This is a genomic window from Streptomyces sp. NPDC104309 (genome assembly GCF_055584025.1).
Genome location: NZ_JBVJMV010000010.1, coordinates 136,591 through 152,623, shown reverse-complemented (window position 1 = coordinate 152,623; position 16,033 = coordinate 136,591). Strand labels below are relative to the sequence as shown.

The window sequence follows — 16,033 nt, the reverse complement described above, 5'->3', positions numbered from 1 at the left end:
GCACGCCATGCACAGCAACCGACGCCTGACCGAGCAGCGGCTCGACCGCGTGCTGAACCAGCGCATCCGCCCGGCCGTCCACGCCCGCGCCACACCGATCCAGGTGGAGATCTGGAACGCCCCGGGCGAGCCCGTACCGGTGCCGGAGGGTCTCGCCGCTCCCTACCGGCCCGTCACGATCGGACACCGGTGGGGCCCGGCCTGGTCCACCAGCTGGTTCAAGATCAGCGGACAGGTTCCGCCGGAGTGGGCGGGGCAGCGGGTCGAGGCCGTGTTCGACCTCGGATTCGATGTCACCGGTCCCGGCTTCTCGACCGAGGGCCTCGTCCACCGCACGGACGGCAGCGTGGTGAAGGCGCTCAACCCGCGCAACGCGTGGATCCCCGTCGGCGACCCGGCGACCGGAGGCGAGGAGTTCACGTACTACGTCGAGGCCGCCGCCAACCCGACCGTCCCCTTCCCCGGCGAACCGCACCACGCACCGACGCGGGCGGGGGACCGGCCCCCCTGGCTGACGGAAGGAGAGGCCACCGGCGAGCCGCTCTACCGACTCCGCCGCGCCGACCTGGCCCTCTTCGACCGGGAGGTGTGGGAACTCACCCAGGACCTGGATGTCCTGGGGCAGCTCATGCACGAGCTGCCCGAAGGGTCCGAGCGCCGATGGCAGATCCTCCACGCGGTCGAACGAGCCCTCGACGCCGTGGACGTGCAGGATGTCGGCGCAACGGCGTCCGCCGCCCGCGAGGCACTCCGCCCCGCCCTTGCGGCGCCCGCCGCGGGCAGCGCCCACCGCGTCTCCGCCATCGGCCACGCGCACATCGACACCGCCTGGCTGTGGCCGCTGCGCGAAGCCGTGCGCAAGGTCGCCAGGACCGTCTCGAACGTCACTCATTTGATGGAAGACCACCCGGAATTCCGCTTCGCCATGTCCCAGGCCCAGCAACTGGCCTGGCTGAAGGAGCAGCGTCCGGACGTCTACGCGCGCGTGCGCCGGAAGGTGCGGACGGGCCAGTTCCTGCCCGTGGGCAGCCTGTGGGTCGAGCCCGACACCAACATCACCGGCGGGGAATCCCTCGCCCGCCAGCTGATCCACGGCAAGCGCTTCTACGCCGAGGAGTTCGGTGTCGAGACCGAGGAGATGTGGCTGCCCGACACCTTCGGCTACAACGCGGCGATGCCCCAGCTGATGAAGCTGGCGGGCGTGCGCTGGTTCCTCACTCAGAAGATCTCCTGGAACACCACCAACAAGTTCCCCCACCACACGTTCTGGTGGGAGGGCATCGACGGCACTCGGATCTTCACGCACTTTCCGCCGGCGGACACGTACAACAGCGAGCTGTCCGGAGCCGAACTCGCACACGGGGTAAGGAACTTCCAGGACAAGGGTGCGGCCGGCCACTCCCTGCTGCCCTTCGGCTACGGCGACGGCGGCGGCGGGCCCACCCGTGAGATGCTCGCCCGCGCCGAGCGACTGGCCGATCTCGAGGGCTCCGCCCGGGTCGTCATTGAGCGGCCCGCCGACTTCTTCGCCCGCGCCCACGCGGAGTACCCCGACGCCCCGGTGTGGCTGGGCGAGCTCTACCTGGAGTTCCATCGGGGCACGCTGACCAGCCAGCTACGGACCAAGCAGGGCAACCGGCGCAGCGAGCACCTGCTGCGCGAGGCCGAGCTGTGGTCGGCGACGGCAGCCGTGCGCACCGGCTTCCGCTACCCGTACGAAGCCCTCGACCGGCTCTGGAAGTCGGTCCTGCTGCACCAGTTCCACGACATCCTGCCCGGATCCTCCATCTCCTGGGTGCACCGGCAGGCGGAGGAGACCTACGCGGCGGTCCGCAGGGAACTGGACGGCCTCGTCGACGCTGCGCAGCGGGCGCTGGCCGGCCCGGGACCGGGCACGGTCGTGTTCAACGGCACGCCGTTCGCCCGGGGCGGCATCGACGCCCTCGGCGCCGCACTGCGCACGGAGGACCCCGCACCCGCGGTCACGCCGGTGCCGTACGAGGGCGGCCACGTGCTGGACAACGGACTGGTGCGTTTCGTGATCGACGACCGCGGTCTCGTCGTCTCGGCCCTCGACCTCGTCGTCGGCCGCGAAGCCCTGCCTCCCGGCGCCGCGGCCAATCTGCTCCAACTCCACCAGGACTTCCCCAACGAGTACGACGCCTGGGACATCGACGCGTTCTACCGCAACACCGTCCGCGACCTCGACGACGCCGACTCCGTGACCGCCGTCGGGGGAGGCGTCCAGGTCCGGCGCACCTTCGGCGGCTCGCACATACGGCAACTGCTCTCCCTGCGGGAGGGCTCGCGGCGTCTCGATATCGACACCGACATCGACTGGCACGAGCGGGAGAGACTCCTCAAGGCGGCCTTCCCCCTGGACATCCGGGCCGACCACTCGACAGCCGAGATCCCCTTCGGCCACGTCCGGCGCCCCACTCACACCAACACCAGCTGGGACGCCGCGAAGTTCGAGATCTGCGCCCACCGATTCCTCCACGTCGGCGAGCGAGGCTGGGGCGCGGCGGTGGTCAACGACTCCACCTATGGGCACGACATCACCCGGGACGTCCGTCAGGACGGCGGCACGACCACGACCGTACGGCTCTCGCTGCTGCGTGCCCCCCGCTTCCCCGACCCGGACTCCGACCAGGGTCACCACCGGCTGCGCTACGGCTTCGTCCTCGGCACCGCCATCGCCGACGCGGTACGCGAGGGGTACGCCTTCAACCTTCCGGAGCGCGCCGTCCCCGGGGCGACGAAGGTGACCCCCCTTGTCGGCACGGACGACGAGGCCGTTGTCATCGAGGCCGTCAAGCTCGCCGACGACCGCTCCGGCGACCTCGTCGTCCGGCTCTACGAATCGCACGGCGGACGTGCCCGGGCCGCACTGACCGTCGCCGCCCCGTGGGACACCGTGACCGAGACGGACCTCCTCGAACGCCCCCTGGACGGAGCGGAACCCACCCGGCCCGGCACACCGGAGAGCACGTCGCTCCACCTCACGCTGCGCCCGTTCGAGATCCGCACCCTCCGGATCGGGCTCCGGGCCCGTACCTGACGGACGCACGACCGACACCACCAGGGAGACTCCGTGACCACCGAACTCCAGGCAGTCCTCTTCGACATGGACGGCACACTCGTCGACACCGAGCGGCTCTGGCTGCGGACGGTCGAGGACGAGGCCATCGGCCTCGGCCTCGACCTCACGGACGCTGACCTCCCGTTCGTCCTCGGTCGCTCGATCGAGGACAGTGCCGCGCATCTCGCCCACCGCGCGGACGGCCGCGCCGAGACGGCCAGGCTCGGCGCGGCCCTTGAACGGCGCTTCACGGAACTTGTACGCGGGCAGGTCGTCCCCCTGCCCGGGGCCGTCGAACTCCTCGCGGCGCTCCGGGCCGCAGGCGTGGCCACGGCGCTGGTCTCGGCCTCGCCCCGGCCCGTCGTGGACACCGTCCTCGACGTCCTCGGGCGACATCGGTTCACCACCTCCGTCGCTGCCGGCGAGACCCCGCGCACCAAGCCCTTTCCAGACCCATACCGGGCGGCACTGGCCGCCCTCGGCGCCGACCCGACCGCCTGCGTCGCCGTCGAGGACAGCCCGACCGGCATCGAGTCCGCTGAGACGGCCGACTGCGCGGTGCTCGCCGTACCCTCGCTCACGCCCGTTCCCCCGGCACCGCGCCGGACAGTGGTACCCAGCCTGCTGGACGTGGACCTCGGCCTGCTCCGACGACTCGCCGCCGAGCCGTGAGCGGGCGATGTGAGGGCCTACGCCAACTCCGGCCGTCATGTCCGGGCGGACGGCGGCTGATGCAGGCCGGCTCGTCGGCCGGTCGGCCGAGAACCTCCGGCTCACCCTCGCGATCGCCAAACGCTTCGACACCGCCACGGGCTTCGTGGTCCTCCCGCCCAGGTGGCCGGTGGCTGGTGGCTGGTGGAGAGAACGCTGAGCAGGCTGCTGCGCTCGCACCGTCCGGTGCGCGATGTCGAGACGCTGCCCGCCATGCACGAGGCCATGGTGCTGTGGTCCATGACCATGCCGATGAGCGGCCGCCCGACAGTCGCCCCATCTCTGCGACCGTAGAACCGAGTTCATACTCACCTGAGCCGAACCAAAGGATCACGTTCGGAAAGCGGATGCCTTCTGAGGGGCTGGTTTCGGCCTTGCCGTCACTCATCGAACCCGATCAGCGGGCGATTCGGGGCCCCGCTGCGTTGGATGGTCAAGGTCACCCGGAATCTGGTGGCCGAGCTGACCCGTCAGGGGCACCGGGTCGGCCATGACACCGTCGCCGCCCTGCTGAAGGCCGAGAGATTATTCTTGCAGGGCACTCCAGGACCACCGAAAGCGCCCGCCTCCTCGGCCGCGACTCCGAGCGGCAGCGGTTGCGGAAGGCTCGCAGCGTGCGGGGCTGGAGCGTCCCGCCGGTACCACCCGCCCGTTCCTTGGGCCGCGACGGAGAGGCGAGCATCGAGGCGACTCAACAACATGACCCAGGTGATCACCGGCCTGCTCGACTTCGGCGATATCGTGCACGTCCTCGGCCGATTCGACGGCCGTGCCCTCATCCATCGTGGCCGGCCGTCGCGAGGGTGCCCGCGATGAGGCCGTGCAGTTGGGACCGGGCGGTGATGCCCAGCTTGGGGAAGCTGCGGTAGAGGTGCGAGCCGACCGTGCGCGGGGAGAGGAAGAGCTTCTCGCCGATCTCGCGGTTGGTCAGCCCGCGGGCGGCGAGCCTGATGATCTGCTGCTGTTGCGGGGAGAGTTCGGCAAGCGCGTCGGGGACCGTGTCCGTGACGTCGAGGCCGGCGGCGCGTGATTCGGCCCGGGCGCGCTCGATCCACGGGTGCGCGCCCAGGCGGCGAAAGGTCCCCAGGGCCTCGGTGAGCGGCGCCCGTGCCTCTGTGATGCGCCGACGGCGCCGCAGCCACTCGGCGAGGTCGAGCAGGGTCTGCGCGCGTTCGAAGGGCCAGTGCACCAGTACCGGGTCCGCCAGGGCCGCCCGGAAATGCCGCTCGGCGTCCTCGGGGTCCGCCAGCAGGCCACGGGCTCGGCTGATCAGGGCACGCAGGCGGGGTGAGGCGTTGTCCGCGAGCGTGCCCGCGGAGCGCTCGACGATCGTGGCGGCTTCCGCACGGCGGCCGCTGCGCGCGGCGGTGGCGGCCAGGTCCGCGAGGGCCGGGTAGGAGGCGTGGTAGTGCACGGGCGCGCCGTCTGCCGTGAAGGTCATGCGGAGTTGGTCGTATGCGGCCTCGTACGCGCCTTCCGCGACTGCCGCGGCGCCGAGCGAACGACGGGCATAGACGGAGACCGAGCGGCTTTCCAGTGGATCGATCAGGGCGAGAGCGTCGTCGATCCGGGCGCGGGCCGCCGTCGCGTGCCCCTGGAAGGCCAGCACGGTGGCATCCACGGTGGCCGCACAGGCCACAGCGTGGTCGAGGCCGGCCGCCCGGCCTGCCGCGGTGGTGCGGGCGCAGGCGTCCCTGGCCTGTTCCCACCTTCCTCGTTCCACATAGGCCCAGGCGACCGCGCCGCCCAGACCCTCCGGCAGCGTTCCCTGCGACTCCCACCGGTCGAAGGCCTCGTCGAAGGAGCGGACGGCCTGCGGGGTCTCGTCCAGGAGCCACGCCATGATCCCGACGGTGGTGAGCCGCTCCGGCCGGGATGCCGCCTCGGCGGCCGACTGCGCGAGCAACGAGACGAGTTCGGCCCGATCGCCGAAGGGGTCCGACACGGCCCGCACCCAGGTGCGCAAGCCCGCGAGTGAGGCGTCCTCAGCAAGACGCCCCAGGATGTCCTGGATGCGGTCGTGCTGGGTGACCTCCCCGGAGTAGAAGCGGACCACGGAGGCTCCGGTCAGCAGGTCCAGCGCGGCGGCGGGCTGGGAGTCCGCCAACTCCTCGGCGGCGTCGGTCAGTCGGGAGAAAGCCGTGGTGTGGCGTCCGGTCAGCACCGCCAGCCGTCCCGCCTGCACGGCGGCTGCGGCCAGCAGCGACGCGTCGTCCGTGCGTGCGCGTACCGCGGCGGTCAGTTCCTCGACCCAGGCGAGGTCTCCGGTGAACACGGCCGCTGAAGCGGCTTCGACCAGCAGCCGGGCACCGTCCCCGCGCTGTGGCGCCAGTTCCGCGGCGCGCTGCAGGGCCTTGGCCGCCGCCGCATGGCCGCCGCGTCGGCGGGCTCGGGCGGCGGTCCGCTCCAGCTCCGCCGACACGGCCGCGTCCGGACCCGGGCAGGCGGCGGCCAGATGCCAGGCACGCCGATCCGGTTCGTCCCGCAGCAGCTCGGCGAGCGCGAGGTGAGCTTCGCGCCGGGCGCCCAAGGACGCGGCGTGATACACGGCGGACCGGACCAGGGGGTGTCGGAAGCGGACGTCCCGGACGGTCCGTCGGACCAGTGCGGCCTGCTCGGCGGGCAGCCAGGCATCGTCCCCGGCACGCGGCAGCCCGGCCGCGACGGCGATCGCGGAGTCGCCACTGTCCATGGCGGCCAGGAGCAGCAGGGCCTGTGCCGTGGCGGCGGAGAGCCCGTCGAGGCGAGCGGCGAGGATCCGCTCCAGGTGATCGGTGAGCGGGAGCGGACCTGCGGACGGCAGTTGGGCGGCCGCGTCGTGGGCGGTGGCTGCCCTGGCCAGTTCCACCAGTGCCAGAGGGTTGCCGCCCGCCTGGTCGAGGATCCGTGTCCTGGTAGAGCCGGTGGGGCTCTTCGGCTGCACATCCAGCAGCTGATTGGCCGCGGTGTTGCTGAGCGGTCCCAGCGCGAGCGTCGGCACGCGCCGGTCGAATCCCGGGAGGTGATCGCCGCCACGGGCTCCGATCAGCATCGTGACCGGCTCACCTTCCAACCGTCTGGCAGCGAAGGACAGCGCGTCCACGGAAGCACGATCGCACCACTGCGCATCGTCCAGGACCACGAGCACGGGACGCTGGTCGCCGAGGGCTGACAGCAGGCTCAGGACGGCGACCCCGATCAGCATGAGATCGGGTGCGTTCGAATCCCGGGGCGTGGCCGGCCCCGCGCCGAAGGCGTCCTGTATCGCAGCGCGCTGCCTGTCCGGCAGTCCGTCCATCTCGGCCGGCACCGGCCGTAGCAACTGGTGCAGGGCGGAGAACGCCAGACTCGACTCCGACTCGCTCCCCTCGGCACGCAGTACGCGAGCACCGCCCGCTTCAGCCCGACGCACCGCACGGTCCAGCAGCGCGCTCTTCCCCGTGCCCATGTCACCGACCAGCAGCAGAACCGGGTCGGCCGACGCCGAGTCCACCGCACGGAAGAGGCGTGCCAACTCCGCGTCCCGGCCGACGATCAGCTCCCTGGGACGCGGCTGCGGCCCCATCACCGCACCGAGGCTGCCTGTGTGCTCGTCCACGGAGTCTCCAGGAAACATGGCTCTTCGGTCGGAGCCGCCTTGCCCTTGCCTCACCCAGGCTACAAGCCGCAGGGTCCAGCGCCCGAACCGTGCGCGCGGGTGCCGTCACGTGACGGATACCGCGCGCGCCGCGGCCGCTCGTACGGTTCCAGGGAGTCCCTCGAACCCCCAAGGACATCCCCATGGAACACATCACGCTCGGCAACGTCACCATCACCCGGGTATGGGAATACTTCGGCTCCGTCGACATGACGCCCGACACCTTCTTCCCGGAAAGCCCGAAGGAAATCTGGGACGACGGCGCCTCCTGGCTGACCCCCCATTTCCTGGATCCCGATACCCATACCGTGAATTCCGCGATCCAGACATGGCTGCTGCGCAGCGAGGGCAAGACCATCCTCGTCGACACCGGCGTGGGCAATCACAAGGAGCGCCCGTACGCACCGGTCTGGAGCCACCTGGAAACGGACTTCCTGGCCAATCTCGCGCGCGCCGGCGTCGGGCCGGAGGACGTGGACATCGTGATCAACACACATCTCCACATCGATCACGTCGGCTGGAACACGTTCCTGGACGGTCGGCGCTGGGTACCCACCTTCCCCAACGCCACCTATCTGATGCCGAAGGACGACTTCGACTTCTGGAATCCGGAGAACGGCCACAAGCCGCTGCTCGGCCGCGGCAACCAGAACGTCTTCGAGGACAGTGTGGCCCCGGTACACCAGGCCGGCCAGACGCTGCTGTGGGAGAACACCCGCCAGATCGACGCCGACCTCCGCCTGGACGCGGCTCCCGGACACACCCCCGGCTCCTCCGTGCTGACCCTCACCTCCGGGACGGACCGCGCGGTGTTCGTCGGCGACATGCTGCACAGCCCGGTACAGATCCTCGATCCCGGCTCCAACAGCTGCTTCTGCGAAGATCCCACGGGCGCCCGCGCCACCCGCCGCAAGGTGCTGGGCTGGGCGGCCGACCACAACGCACTCGTGATCCCCGCGCACCTGGGCGGCCACGGCGCCGCAGAAGTGGCACGCGAGGGAGACAAGTTCGTCATCAAGGGCTGGGCCCCCTTCGCCCCGTACACCGAGCAGGGCTGAGGCCCGCGGAAAGGCACCACTGTGAACCACCACACCGAACCCATCGTGACCATGGCGCAGGGAGCGGTCCGCGGACTGCGCCATGACGGCACCGTCGCCTTCCTGAACATCCCCTACGCCGCCCCTCCCCTCGGCGCCGGGCGGTTCGCATCGCCTCAGCCGCACGAACCGTGGGACGGCGTACGGGACGCCACTGTGCCGGGTCCCAACGCGCCGCAGTCCGCACGCAAGCTCGGCAGCGTGGACATGTCCCCCTACTTCGGCGCCGGTTGGAGCCGCGGGAAGGACTACCTCACCGTCAACGTCCGGACGCCCGCAGCCGCGAACGCCGACCTGCCCGTCATGGTGTTCGTCCACGGCGGCGGATTCGTCGCCGGATCGACGAGGCCCGCGCTGTACGACGGCTCCGCCTTCGCCCGCGACGGCATCGTCCTCGTCACCCTCAACTACCGGCTCGGTATCGCCGGTTTCCTCGACATCCCCGGCGCGCCGGTCAACCGCGGCCTGCTCGACGTCGTCGCCGCGCTGCGCTGGGTCCGGGAGAACATCGCCGCCTTCGGCGGTGACCCGCACAACGTCACCCTCTTCGGTCAGTCGGCCGGGGCGACCATCGTCGGTGGCGTCCTCGCCACCCCACAAGCCACGGGCCTGTTCCGCCGGGCGATCGTCCAGAGCGGCAGCGGCCTGGGGGCGTTCACCACCGAGCAGGCTGCCCGCGTCACCCGGGCGGCGGCCCATGCCCTGGGCATCGAGCCCCACGTCGAGGCCTTCACGGAGATCTCCGACGACCGCCTGGTCGAGGCCGCCTCCCGGCTCACGGGCATCGACCTGCAGACCGGGACACACCACGACCCGCTGATCGGACTCAGCCCGTTCAGCCTCGTCCTCGACACGCAGCCCGCCGAATCCGTCGCCGCCGGCCTCAGCGCCGACGTCGACCTGCTCATCGGGACCAACGCGGAGGAGGGCAACCTCTACCTGGTCCCCGTGGACAAGTACGCCACCTCGACCGCCTGGGACGTCGACGACGTGGCGGCGCGCTCGCACCCGAATCCGACGCAACTCGTCGAGACGTACCGGAAGACACGCCCCGAGGCGTCCTTCGGCGCGCTGCGCTCCGGCATCATGGGCGACGCGCTGTTCGGCGCGGGCAGCTGGGCCCTGGCCGGCGCACATGCCGCCCATCCCCAGTCCGCCACCTACGCCTACGAGTTCGCCTGGCGCTCCCACGCCCTGGGCGGAGAGCTCGGCGCCACCCACGCGGTTGAGCTGCCCTTCGCCTTCGATCTCGCGCACCTGCCTCAGCTGTACGGCCCCGCCGCCCTGCTCGGCCCCGACAAGCCCCCCGTGGAGCTCGCCGCCCGCATGCACGAGACCTGGGTCCGGTTCGCCAGGACCGGCAACACCTGCTGGGACCCGTACGACGACGAGCACAGGACCACCATGCGCATCGGTGCCGAGTGGATCCAGGTCAACGACCCGCGCAACCAGGAACGACATGCCTGGAGCTGACCTTCGTACGCGTCCGTCCGCACCTCGGCCGGCTCCCCGGCTGCGCCGTCCTCATGACGCTTCGGGGCGCCGAGCACGTTCGCGGACCGGGTCCGCAGCGCGGCATCACTTCCCGCCATGTCGGTCTTCCGGCCGATAGCCGCCTCCTCGATGCAATAGCTACGCCCTCGCAGAGCCGGGCCTGCAGGAGGCGCAGGACGACATCGCCGACTTCGTCACCAAGCACACCACCTGAGCCGACACGCCATGTCCCGCAGATCACGGCTCCGGAGCCCTCAGCGGCGACTGTCGCCGGCGGCCAGGAGGCTGGTCATCTCGACGTCCGGTCCTCGGGAGGGTCGGACCGGACGTCGAGGAGGCGCTGGAGCCCGCACGGGCCGCGATGGCGACGGTGCGGGTGCTCCTCCCGAGGCCCGCCGGTGCGCCTCGCGCAGGCCGGCGGCGGGAAGCGCGGCTCGACCAGGGCCCGCTCGTCGTCCCAGGTGTCGGAGGGACAGCAGTGTCGCCGCGGCAACTTCACTCCCCACAACCAAGGACAGGCGGGGTCTGCCAGTTTGACCTTCCGGAGCCGTCACGGTGAATCTTGGTTGCCCGGGGCTGGGCAGACAGCGATGATCCTCCTTATGTCCGACACCACGTCTGCGGGTTCCGCGCTATGCCCGTATCCCAAGATCCCCGCGAGGGGACGGCTCGGCGTGTCCGGGGCCCGGGAGTGGGTCGCGGCGGAGAAGGTGCACGGTGCGCACTTCGCGGTGGTGTGTGATGGTTCCGGGGTCCATCCGGCGAAGCGCCGTGAGCTGTTGGGCAACGATGCGCTGGATGGTTTTTTCGGCGTGAGCAGGGTCTGGCCGGTGTTGTCGGTGGCGGCGGCCCGTTTTGCCTCCGCACTGCGCAGTGTGTGGGGTGACGCTGCGGTGGTGACGATCTACGGCGAGCTGGCCGGTGGTTGCTACCCGCACCCAGGCGTTCCTGCCGTTGCCGGGGCCGAGCCGGTGCAGACGGGCGTGTGGTACGCGCCGGGCCTGCACTGGCTGCCGTTCGACGCATCGGTCGAGAAGGCTGAGGGCCGTTGTTGGATCTCTGACCGTGCTCTGCGCCAAGCCGCGGCGGCCGCGGGGCTCGTCTGCCCTCCCGCTCTTGGGCACGGCGCACTGAACGAGCTCCAGGAGCTGCCGTGCGCCTTCGCCACAAGAGTCCCAGCCCTCTTCGGGCTGCCTGTACTGGCAGACAATCTCGCCGAAGGCTACGTCCTCAAGCCGGCCGGTGAATGGCCGGAGGAGGATTCCGCAGGCGCAGGCATGCGTCCGGTGGGCAAGGTGAAGCAAGCGTCTTTCGCCGAGGACGAGCGGTTCAACGGCGCACGTCCCTATCTGCCACCGCCGCAGGGAGCGGCCGGAGTTCCCGCCTGGCTCCTGGTCGAGGCCTCGGCACTCCTCACTCCCGCTCGCGCCGCCGCCGCGGTCAGCAAGCTGGGCCCCCGCACTCCGGTGGACGTTGTGGCGGAGGAGATCACCGGGGATGTTTCGGAAGAGCTCGCCGAAGCGGTGGGAGGCTTGGAGGACACACTCCTACGCCTGCTGGAACGGGCGCTTCTGCCCGGGGCACACTCTCTGGCGGTGTTCGACGCCAAGGACCGCCATCCTTCCCGGACGGTCAGAGAAGGCACACCGTGACGGCAGCGAGGGGTCTGTCAAAACGTTTTTCAGTCCTCACCCCTCCGGAAGTTGACTGATCATCGGGCTGATGATCGGGACGGGCGGCCGGGATCGTTGGGGTGGAGTTCGAGCGCGGTCACGGTGAGGGTCATCCACGGGCGCAGCGGAAGGCTTCCGAGGACCTTCTCGCGGAGCTGGTCCTCGTCGGCGGCGCGCCAGATACCGATGCTGCGCAGTTCTCCGACCGGGCGCCACAGGTGGGTCAGGTGGCCGGCGGCGGCCAGCTCGCGGGCGCGGACGGCCTCGGCGGCGCGGCGGTGGTCGACTTCCTCGGGGGTGGTGCCCTCGGGCACGGTGGTGGTTATCTCGACCAGGAACTCGTTCATGGTCCTGCTCCCTTCGCGGGGTGTCCTGTGATGGGCGAGGGCGGGGCCGCTCGGCAACCCGGGCTCCGTCGTGTCCGCATCGTCCGTCCGTCGTCCCGCCGGGCGCCACGACCGGCGCCCTCCGTGCTGGTAGGCGCAGCCTCCTACCGGCCGTAGCATGTGAGGCGTGGAACTGCGTCAGCTGCGGTACTTCGTCGCGGTCGCCGAGGAGCTGAACTTCGGCCGGGCGGCCGCTCGGCTGCTGATCGCCGGCCCGTCCTTGTCCCAGCAGATCAAGGCGCTCGAACGCGATCTCGGGGTGGTCCTGTTCGACCGCGATCGGCGTTCGGTGGCGCTCACTCCGGCGGGTACGGCGCTGCTGCCGCACGTGCGCGCCCTGCTGGACCGGGCCGACGACCTCAAGCGCCGGGCGGGGCGGCTGTCCGGTTCGCAGCCGGTCCGGCTGGGCTACGTCAACTGGCTGCCGCCGGATCTCGCTGCCCGTACGTCGGCGGTGGCCCGGGTGCATGTCGACGCGTGGGTCGCGCCGTCCCACACCCAGGCTTCCCGGGTCGCCGACGGCAGCCTGGACCTCGCGGTGTGCTGGGTGCGGGAGGAGGACCTGGAGCGGCTGGGTCTGGTGGCCCGGCTGGTCGGCGCGGACCGGCTCTACGCCGTGTCCGCGGGGGCCGGTACTGGTGCCGTGCGCGTCCAGGACACCGTCGTGCTGCTCGACGAGGACGTCACCTCCTGGGCGTCGTGGAACGTCTACGCGGAGGAGCTGGTCCGCGACACGGGCGCCAGGGCGGAGCGCGTTTCGGACGGCGGTGTGACCGGCCCCGCGTTCTTCGACCACGTCCGCCGTCTCGGCCGGCCGGTCGTCAACTGTCCCAAGGGTCAGACCGCCGCGCTGCCACCGGACCTGGTCCGGCGGCCGATGGTGGCGCCGGAGGTGCGCTGGACGTGGTCGCTGGTGCGGCGCGTGGACGAGGAGCGTCCGGCGGTGCTCGCCGTGGCCGACGCGCTCTGCGACGCCGTCGGGGACCTCGGGCTGCACGGCCCGGACGCCTGGCTGCCGGCCGGTGACCCGTACCGGCCGGAGCGCCGCCAGGAGCTCTGACCAGGGCTGGAAGGCTGGGCCTTCCAGCAGGGAGGAAGCCGGTCACGGCGGCGGGACGGTTCGGCGTTGCCCCGCCCGTGCCACCCTGCCTACCGTTGAGGAGTCGACCGGCGGCTGCGGCCGAGGTCGAGGAATCCCACCCCGCACCGAGCGCGCGGTCGTGCTCGGTCACACCTCGGAGGTATGTCATGGGCATGCAGGAGCAGCAGAAGGTCGCCGTCGTCACAGGGGCCTCGCAGGGCATCGGTGCCGGCCTGGTCGAGGCCTACCGCAAGCTCGGCCACGCTGTCGTCGCCACCTCGCGCACCATCGCCCCCGCCAACGACGCGGGCGTGCTGACCGTCCCGGGCGACATCGCCGACCCGGCCACCGCCGACCGCGTCGTCTCCGCCGCCATCGAGCGCTTCGGCCGAATCGACACCCTGGTCAACAACGCCGGCGTCTTCCTCGCCAAGCCGTTCACCGACTACACCCCGGAGGACTACGCCACGGTGACCGGCGTGAACCTGACCGGCTTCTTCCGCCTCACCCAGCTCACCGTCGGCCAGATGCTCGCCCAGGGCGGCGGACACATCGTCACCATCACCACAAGCCTGGTCGACAACGCTGACGCCAGGGTCCCCTCCGTACTCGCCTCGCTGACCAAGGGCGGCCTGCAGTCGGCCACCAAGTCCCTCGCCATCGAGTACGCCACCCGGGGCATCCGCGTCAACGCCGTCTCCCCGGGCACCATCCGGACCCCGATGCACGCCGAGGAGACCCACCAGTTCCTCGCCGGCCTGCACCCCGTCGGCCGCATGGGCGAGATCGACGACATTGTCGACGCCGTCCTCTACCTGGAGAACGCACCGTTCGTCACCGGCGAGATCCTCCACGTGGACGGCGGCATGAGCGCCGGCCACTGAGCCCCCACCCAACTCCTGGGAGAACCGCCATGCACCACACCACCACGGACGACGAGACGATCCTGCGCGGCGTTCTCGACGGCTGGAAGGCCGCCGTCGACCAACACCAACCAGACCAGGTCGCCGCCCACTTCACCGAGGACGCCATCTTCCAGGGCCTGCACCCCTACAGCGTCGGCCGCCCCGGCATCGCCGCCTACTACGACTCGCAGCCCCTCGGCCTGACCGCCGATTTCCGCATCCTGGAGACCCGACGCCCGGCCGAGGGCCTGGTCCTCGGCTACCTGAGCGTCGACTTCTCCTTCACCGACCGCCCTGCACTCACCGTCCACCTCGGCGTCCTGCTGCAGCAGATGGACCACGGCTGGGCCATCGCCCACTACCAGGTCTCCCGCCTGGACCACGCACCCGCAGCCTGGGACTAAACGTTTGGTGTAACTCCCGATCACGGAAGATGCATCGATGACCAGCGACAACGTGACCGAGGTCGAGACCGTCGAGCCGTCTGAGGCGGTGCCGTCGAAGTCTGTGGACGACCGGCTGATTGACGAGCTGGTGGGAAGGGCCCAGGCCGAGGGCTTGCAGCGTCGGCGCAGAGCGATGGCGGACGCGCGACGAGTTGAATTGATGGCTGTCTCGGGGCCGGGTCCTGCCGTTCCGGCGGAGCAAGGAAGGCAGAGAGGCCCTGTTCGTATCCCTTGGCGAGCGCGGTCGTGAGGGCCGTAACGAACACAGGCGTTGATGCGCCACAGATCGTCGTCCTCGCCCTCGCGCAGGAAGCCGAGCCGTACCCGGCGGTCGGGGAGCGGTCACGTAGACGTTGCCGATCATGTGGAATTCGAATATGTCAACGCTCGGGCTGCCGAGGATGCAGAAGGGTTCTCGACATGCCCGTCTGGCCTAGGTTCATTGGCATGTGGGGTGGTATGAGGTCAGGGACGAAAGCCACGCGAAACGTGACGAGGAGGTTGGTCCGATGCGCGAAAACACGGAGCGGCGCGGAGACGACGAGAGCCATGAGTGGCGTCGAGGGCTGCTCAGACGGTGGCAGGAAACGTTGCACGATCACACCAATCCAACCCAGCGCTCCCTCCTTGCGACCTGGCTCGCCTTCGGGGCCACCTTCGGGGGCGCACGCGTGATCACTCACGGCATCCGCAGCGGTCGACTGCCCTGGGGCAACATCTCCACGTCGGGCGGAACCCATCTGCACCATTACAACTTCGGTATCGCCACACTGGCCGGCGTCGGACTGGTCGCCGTACGGGGTGACGCGCAATACATCGGACATCCCGGCGTCGGGGCGGCCTATGGCGCCGGAACAGCGTTCATCGCCGACGAATTCGCCCTCCTCTTGGACCTGAAGGACGTCTACTGGGCCAAACAGGGCCGGATCAGCGTCGACATCTCGCTCGGTATCATTTCCGTCCTCGGCCTCTACCTCACCGCCGCCCCCTTCTGGCACGAACTGACCAAAGTCACCCGCCAGCATGCCCTGGAGCGCCTGAAGAACGAGCGGTAACGCTGGAGCGCAACGCGCAGATCCTCGGTAGCCACCTCCTCACCGCGATGCCACTGGCCTTCGAGACCTTGCTTGTGCTCGGAGAAGGTTGTGGCCAGTACCTGCACGGTCGTTCATTATGGTCTCTACGGCGGTGACGGCCAGCTGTTGGACTGAATGGAGTTGCTCGGCCGTCAGTGAGCCTTTTCCAACCTCAGGCTGATGCATGGTGAAGGACGAGGACGGCTTTGACGAGTTCGGTGATGCGGTTGGTGCCGCAGCGGAGCTTCCGCTGCAGTCGCCGGCCCTTGAGGTTCGCCGCCTACGGCCTGACCCGTGACCGGCTGCTCGGGCACGTCAAGACCCGTAAGAGGCGCGCCCAGTTCCTGGAGTTCTGCCGCCACCTGCGCACCCTCTACCCCGCCGACGTGCGGATCGCGATCGCCTGCGACAACTGTGAGACTCGTGGGGTGCCGTCGGGGGCCGGAGCCTGACCCGTGCGACAACT

Annotated in this window: 13 protein-coding genes and 2 pseudogenes; 13 read left to right on the top strand and 2 right to left on the bottom strand. The window is 70.4% G+C overall.

Annotation, left to right across the window (positions count from 1 at the left end; all coding sequences use genetic code 11):
* Positions 1-7: 7 nt before the first annotated feature.
* The 4 genes and pseudogenes from ACZ68L_RS17170 to ACZ68L_RS17155 form a co-directional block, all read left to right on the top strand.
* The gene (locus ACZ68L_RS17170) at positions 8-3,061 is read left to right on the top strand and encodes an alpha-mannosidase (RefSeq protein WP_469577629.1); all 3,054 of its coding nucleotides are present in this window, start codon (positions 8-10) and stop codon (positions 3,059-3,061) included.
* 33 nt (positions 3,062-3,094) lie between these two features.
* The gene (locus tag ACZ68L_RS17165; protein WP_469577628.1) at positions 3,095-3,754 is read left to right on the top strand and encodes an HAD family hydrolase; all 660 of its coding nucleotides are present in this window, start codon (positions 3,095-3,097) and stop codon (positions 3,752-3,754) included.
* A 183-nt stretch (positions 3,755-3,937) separates the two neighbouring features.
* The gene (locus ACZ68L_RS17160) at positions 3,938-4,087 is read left to right on the top strand and encodes a hypothetical protein (RefSeq protein WP_469577729.1); all 150 of its coding nucleotides are present in this window, start codon (positions 3,938-3,940) and stop codon (positions 4,085-4,087) included.
* A gap of 50 nt (positions 4,088-4,137) precedes the next feature.
* Positions 4,138-4,380: pseudogene (locus ACZ68L_RS17155) on the top strand (ISAzo13-like element transposase-related protein); the annotation flags it as partial.
* A 188-nt stretch (positions 4,381-4,568) separates the two neighbouring features.
* Here ACZ68L_RS17155 and ACZ68L_RS17150 read toward each other — a convergent pair.
* A complete protein-coding gene (locus ACZ68L_RS17150) occupies positions 4,569-7,370 on the bottom strand; it encodes a helix-turn-helix transcriptional regulator (protein WP_469577627.1) in 2,802 nt (933 codons plus the stop codon).
* Between the two features lie 182 nt (positions 7,371-7,552).
* On the opposite strand from ACZ68L_RS17150, the gene ACZ68L_RS17145 reads away from it, so the two are divergent.
* Genes ACZ68L_RS17145 through ACZ68L_RS17135 form a run of 3 tightly spaced genes read left to right on the top strand, consistent with a single transcriptional unit; the run spans position 7,553 to position 11,652 of the window.
* Positions 7,553-8,467, top strand: coding sequence for an MBL fold metallo-hydrolase (locus tag ACZ68L_RS17145; RefSeq protein ID WP_469577626.1), 915 nt, complete (start codon positions 7,553-7,555; stop codon positions 8,465-8,467).
* A 21-nt stretch (positions 8,468-8,488) separates the two neighbouring features.
* Positions 8,489-9,979, top strand: coding sequence for a carboxylesterase/lipase family protein (locus ACZ68L_RS17140; RefSeq protein WP_469577625.1), 1,491 nt, complete (start codon positions 8,489-8,491; stop codon positions 9,977-9,979).
* A gap of 53 nt (positions 9,980-10,032) precedes the next feature.
* Positions 10,033-11,652 carry an RNA ligase family protein gene (locus ACZ68L_RS17135; protein ID WP_469577624.1) on the top strand — a complete coding sequence of 540 codons (1,620 nt, stop codon included), beginning with the start codon at positions 10,033-10,035 and terminating at the stop codon, positions 11,650-11,652.
* A 59-nt stretch (positions 11,653-11,711) separates the two neighbouring features.
* On the opposite strand, the gene ACZ68L_RS17130 is transcribed toward ACZ68L_RS17135, so the two are convergent.
* Positions 11,712-12,020, bottom strand: a complete 309-nt coding sequence (locus ACZ68L_RS17130; RefSeq protein ID WP_469577623.1) for a muconolactone Delta-isomerase family protein — start codon at positions 12,018-12,020, stop codon at positions 11,712-11,714.
* A gap of 166 nt (positions 12,021-12,186) precedes the next feature.
* Between ACZ68L_RS17130 and ACZ68L_RS17125 the strand changes: the two genes are divergently transcribed.
* From ACZ68L_RS17125 to ACZ68L_RS17100, 6 genes and pseudogenes are all read left to right on the top strand, one after another.
* A complete protein-coding gene (locus ACZ68L_RS17125) occupies positions 12,187-13,119 on the top strand; it encodes a LysR family transcriptional regulator (protein WP_469577622.1) in 933 nt (310 codons plus the stop codon).
* A gap of 188 nt (positions 13,120-13,307) precedes the next feature.
* Positions 13,308-14,024, top strand: a complete 717-nt coding sequence (locus ACZ68L_RS17120; protein ID WP_469577621.1) for an SDR family NAD(P)-dependent oxidoreductase — start codon at positions 13,308-13,310, stop codon at positions 14,022-14,024.
* A gap of 29 nt (positions 14,025-14,053) precedes the next feature.
* Entirely contained in the window at positions 14,054-14,449 is a 396-nt protein-coding gene (locus tag ACZ68L_RS17115; protein ID WP_469577620.1) for a YybH family protein, read from the top strand.
* Between the two features lie 37 nt (positions 14,450-14,486).
* Positions 14,487-14,609 (top strand): annotated as a pseudogene (locus tag ACZ68L_RS17110) (transposase); the annotation flags it as partial.
* 391 nt (positions 14,610-15,000) lie between these two features.
* A complete protein-coding gene (locus tag ACZ68L_RS17105; RefSeq protein WP_469577619.1) occupies positions 15,001-15,546 on the top strand; it encodes a hypothetical protein in 546 nt (181 codons plus the stop codon).
* A 287-nt stretch (positions 15,547-15,833) separates the two neighbouring features.
* The gene (locus ACZ68L_RS17100; RefSeq protein WP_469577728.1) at positions 15,834-16,019 is read left to right on the top strand and encodes a hypothetical protein; all 186 of its coding nucleotides are present in this window, start codon (positions 15,834-15,836) and stop codon (positions 16,017-16,019) included.
* Positions 16,020-16,033 lie beyond the last annotated feature (14 nt).

Excerpts from the sequence above, each read along its gene's own strand:
- ACZ68L_RS17170 (WP_469577629.1), top strand. The coding sequence starts at position 8 with ATGCACAGCAACCGACGCCTGACCGAGCAGCGGCTCGACCGCGTGCTG.
- ACZ68L_RS17145 (WP_469577626.1), top strand. The coding sequence starts at position 7,553 with ATGGAACACATCACGCTCGGCAACGTCACCATCACCCGGGTATGGGAA.
- ACZ68L_RS17135 (WP_469577624.1), top strand. The coding sequence starts at position 10,033 with ATGACGCTTCGGGGCGCCGAGCACGTTCGCGGACCGGGTCCGCAGCGC.
- ACZ68L_RS17130 (WP_469577623.1), bottom strand. The coding sequence starts at position 12,020 with ATGAACGAGTTCCTGGTCGAGATAACCACCACCGTGCCCGAGGGCACC.
- ACZ68L_RS17120 (WP_469577621.1), top strand. The coding sequence starts at position 13,308 with ATGGGCATGCAGGAGCAGCAGAAGGTCGCCGTCGTCACAGGGGCCTCG.
- ACZ68L_RS17115 (WP_469577620.1), top strand. The coding sequence starts at position 14,054 with ATGCACCACACCACCACGGACGACGAGACGATCCTGCGCGGCGTTCTC.
- ACZ68L_RS17105 (WP_469577619.1), top strand. The coding sequence starts at position 15,001 with ATGCGCGAAAACACGGAGCGGCGCGGAGACGACGAGAGCCATGAGTGG.